The 3,508-nt window shown below is 70.9% G+C and carries 4 protein-coding genes; 3 read left to right on the top strand and 1 reads right to left on the bottom strand.

The genetic code is table 11. The annotated features are described in order from the left end of the window. On the top strand, nucleotides 1-148 hold a 148-nt coding region (locus tag ABTZ58_RS21800; RefSeq protein ID WP_351359470.1), incomplete at its 5' end, for an adenosylhomocysteinase. 136 nt (nucleotides 149-284) lie between these two features. Further along, complete coding sequence (locus ABTZ58_RS21795) at nucleotides 285-896, top strand: hypothetical protein (RefSeq protein ID WP_351359051.1); 612 nt, start codon at nucleotides 285-287, stop codon at nucleotides 894-896. Between the two features lie 38 nt (nucleotides 897-934). Here ABTZ58_RS21795 and ABTZ58_RS21790 read toward each other — a convergent pair whose 3' ends face one another. Continuing rightward, on the bottom strand, nucleotides 935-1,963 hold the full coding sequence (locus tag ABTZ58_RS21790) for an RDD family protein (protein WP_351359049.1): 1,029 nt from the start codon (nucleotides 1,961-1,963) through the stop codon (nucleotides 935-937). Nucleotides 1,964-2,091: 128 nt separating this feature from the next. Between ABTZ58_RS21790 and ABTZ58_RS21785 the strand changes: the two genes are divergently transcribed. Next, complete coding sequence (locus ABTZ58_RS21785; RefSeq protein ID WP_351359046.1) at nucleotides 2,092-3,099, top strand: stage II sporulation protein M; 1,008 nt, start codon at nucleotides 2,092-2,094, stop codon at nucleotides 3,097-3,099. Nucleotides 3,100-3,508: the final 409 nt, after the last annotated feature.

The raw sequence follows: 3,508 nt of genomic DNA, 5'->3' as shown, positions 1-3,508 counted from the left end.
CGTGCTGCCCAAGCACCTCGACGAGAAGGTCGCCCGCCTCCACCTCGACGCGCTCGGAGTGAAGCTGACGAAGCTCCGCCCCGAGCAGGCCGAGTGCATCGGCGTGAAGGTCGAGGGCCCGTACAAGCCGGACCACTACCGCTACTGAGCCCAGCAGCACCGCTGCCGGCAGTCGGCCACCGGTCAGAACCCCGGGGCAGGCCCCCCGCACCCCCGTGCCGGGGGGCCTGCCCCGTTCCGGCCCGGCCGGTGACCGGCCCAGCCCGTCAGGACCCAGGACCCCCATGCCCCGCGGCCGTTATTCGCTCCACGATCCGCACGATCACACCCCCCTCGCGGAAGAACACTTCCAATGCGCCCCCGGCCCCTCCGGCTGGCGCTACGTCTCCCAGCTGACCACCCCCTCGGGCGATCACCACGGCTCGGTCGACCTCACCCTCGACGAACTCGGCCGCCCTCTCCGCCTCGAACTCCACGCCGCCGCCTGGCAGGTCCGCGGCGCCGCCCTCGACGGCGTCACCTGGGTCCGCACCGACCCCACCGGAACCGACGCCACCGAAGGCAATGTGCGCGCCCAGGCCTTCACCGGCACCTCCCCGGCGTTCCTCGTCGCCACCGCCCGTCTCCTGCGCCTCACCCCCTCGGCCGCCACCCGCGTTCGCCTCGTCGCCTTCACCGATCCGGTCCTCGCCCCGCGCACCGTGGACCAGTCGTGGACCTTGCTGAAAAGAGAAGCACACGCCACTGACAACGGCCCGCTGATCGTGTACGAATACCAGGTCACAGCCCTGGACACGGGCGAACAGCACGCCGTGCACATCGCCGGCGACGTGGTGCTCGCGGCCCCCGGCATCGAGCTGGAGGACCTCGAGTCACCCCCGTCGCAGTTCAGCTGAGCAGGAAGTCCCGTGCCCTCGCCCGGGCCGGCCCCCGACTAGGCCGGCGGTACGAACCCCGTGCCCGGACGCCTTCCGCCCGTCGCCTCATCCGACGCGGCCGTCCGCCCCTCACGAGCCGGCTCGGACCGGCCCCCCGACGCCACGACCGGAGATCCCGTCGCAGCCGCGGGGGGAGCGGCAGGCGGCGCCGGAACAGCCGGCGGGGCGAAGGCCGACGAGGCCGACGCACCGGACGCGGTCGATGCACCGGTACCGTCCGCCCCACCGGACCGCCCCGGCCCAGTGGCGGGAACCGCAGCCGCAGTCGCCCCCGAACCACCCCCGAAGGCCCGCCGCGCCTCCCGCGCCTGCCGCTCCTGCACCACGGCCGCCAGATAGGCCGCCGGCGGAATCCCGTGCGGCACCGGAGCCCCCGTACGTGCCGCGAGATCGGACGCCAGCCGCTCCGCCAACGACCAGCCCACCTGCGGATCCAGCTGCTGCATCCGCGTCAGGTACTGCCGCACCGCCAGCCACAACCCGTCCGGCACCGCCGACAGATCGAGCTGCGAGAACCGCCCCGCCAGCCACGGCGGAGGAGGCGGCACGAACCCGGTCCGCGTGACCGGGATCCGCTCCCGTACGACGAGAGTCCCCGCGAACACGTCCCCCAGCCGCCGCCCGCGCGCCGACACGAACGAAGCGATACAGGCGACGATCCCGAAGGTCATCAGGATCTCGATCACCCCGATCAGCCCTCGCACCAGCGCATGCCGGAACCGGATCGGCCCGCCGTCGTCCCGCACCACACGCAGGCCGCACGCCATCTTCCCGAGCGACCGCCCATGACTGAGCGTCTCCACCGCGATCGGCCCGCCCACCAGCACCAGGACGAACGACGCGATCGACAGCGCCGTCTGCGCCGCCTCGTCCAGCGAAGCAGTGGAAGCGACCAGCGCGATGGTCACGGCGACGTAGACCGCGATGGCCGCCACCAGATCGAGCAGCACGGCCAGCGCCCTGCTGGGCAGCCTCGCGGGCCGCAGCTCCAACGCCACAGCCTCGCCCGTCACCAGCTCACTCACGCACGCCGTCCTTCCCCTGCCCTGCCCCCGACAGGGCCAGTCTGCCAAGCTGAGGGCGCATCGCGCCGCAGTACGACAAGCTGATCCACGACGAGCCGCCGACGAACAGCCGAGGAGCAGGCACACCGATGGACCTCGACGTATTCGTCTCCGCCCACCGAGCGGAGTGGGACCGCCTCGAAGCCCTGCTCCGCCGCCAGCGCCGCCTCAGCGGCGCGGAGGCCGACGAACTCGTCACCCTCTACCAACGCACCGCCACGCACCTCTCGCTGATCCAGTCCAGCGCCCCCGACCCCCAGCTGACCGGCCGGCTCAGCCAACTCGTGGCACGCGCGCGTAGCGCCGTCACGGGAACACGACGGGCCTCCTGGCGTGACGTCACCCGTTTCCTCGCCCACGGTTTCCCCGCCGCCCTCTACAGGTCCCGCCGCTGGTGGGTCCCGACGGCGCTCCTCTCCACGGCCGTGGCGGTCCTCCTGGGCTGGTGGATCGGCACCCACCCCGAGGTACAGGCCTCCATCGCGGCGCCCAGCGAGCTCCGCGAGCTGACCCGCCCGGGCGGCCAGTACGAGACGTACTACTCCAGTCACCCGGCGGCCAGCTTCGCCGCCCAGGTGTGGACGAACAACGCCTGGGCCGCTGCCCTCTGCCTGATCCTGGGCGTCTTCCTGGGACTGCCGGTCATCTGGATCCTCTTCCAGAACATGCTCAACCTCGGGATCGGCTTCGGCCTGATGTCCTCGGTCGGCCGCCTCGACACCTTCCTCGGGCTGGTGCTCCCGCACGGCCTGCTCGAACTGACCGCGGTCTTCGTCGCCGCCGGCACCGGTCTGCGCCTCGGCTGGACGCTCATCGACCCGGGCCCGCGCACCCGGCGCATCGCTCTGGCCGAGGAGGGCCGGGCCGCCATCGGCATGGCCATCGGCCTGGCCCTGGTCCTCTTCGTCTCCGGCGCCATCGAAGGCTTCGTCACCCCGTCCGGCCTCCCGACCTGGGCCCGCATCACCATCGGAGTCGTCGCCGAGCTGGCCTTCCTGGCGTACGTCTGGATCCTGGGTGGCCGCGCGGCCCGCGCGGGAGAGACCGGCGACGTGGAGGCGGCAGAGCGCAGCGCGACCGTCCCCACGGCCGCGTGATCGTCCTCCGACCACCGGATGTGCGACCACGTCCGTTCAACTGCTAGTCTCCTCTTCGCCCCGCAGGAGCCGTTGACACGGTGAGCGTGGGGAGGTAGATTCGAACAGTTGCCTGTAGAGGGGCTCAGACCCCGGATCGGTAACAGTGAGTATCTGTCTGCTTCTTGAATCACTGATGTCGATTCCAACGAAGCGCCTCCCGATAAATCGGAAATGAGTGGCCGGTCAGACCGGCTCAGGACTTCTGATAAAGTCGGAACTGCCGGAAAGGGAAACGCGGAAGCGGAAACCTGGAAAGCACCGAGGAAATCGGGTCGAGAAAAGATCTGATAGAGTCGGAAACGCAAGACCGAAGGGAAGCGCCCGGAGGAAAGCCCGAGAGGGTGAGTACAAAGGAAGCGACCGTTCC

It is taken from the genome of Streptomyces sp. NPDC094143, assembly GCF_040303825.1.
GTDB lineage: Bacteria > Actinomycetota > Actinomycetes > Streptomycetales > Streptomycetaceae > Streptomyces.
The sequence above is the reverse complement of the archived record's forward strand: the minus strand, read 5'-3'. Positions and strand labels throughout refer to the sequence as shown.

Coding starts and splice junctions, on each gene's coding strand:
- ABTZ58_RS21785 (WP_351359046.1), top strand. CDS start 2,092: ATGGACCTCGACGTATTCGTCTCCGCCCACCGAGCGGAGTGGGACCGC.
- ABTZ58_RS21795 (WP_351359051.1), top strand. CDS start 285: ATGCCCCGCGGCCGTTATTCGCTCCACGATCCGCACGATCACACCCCC.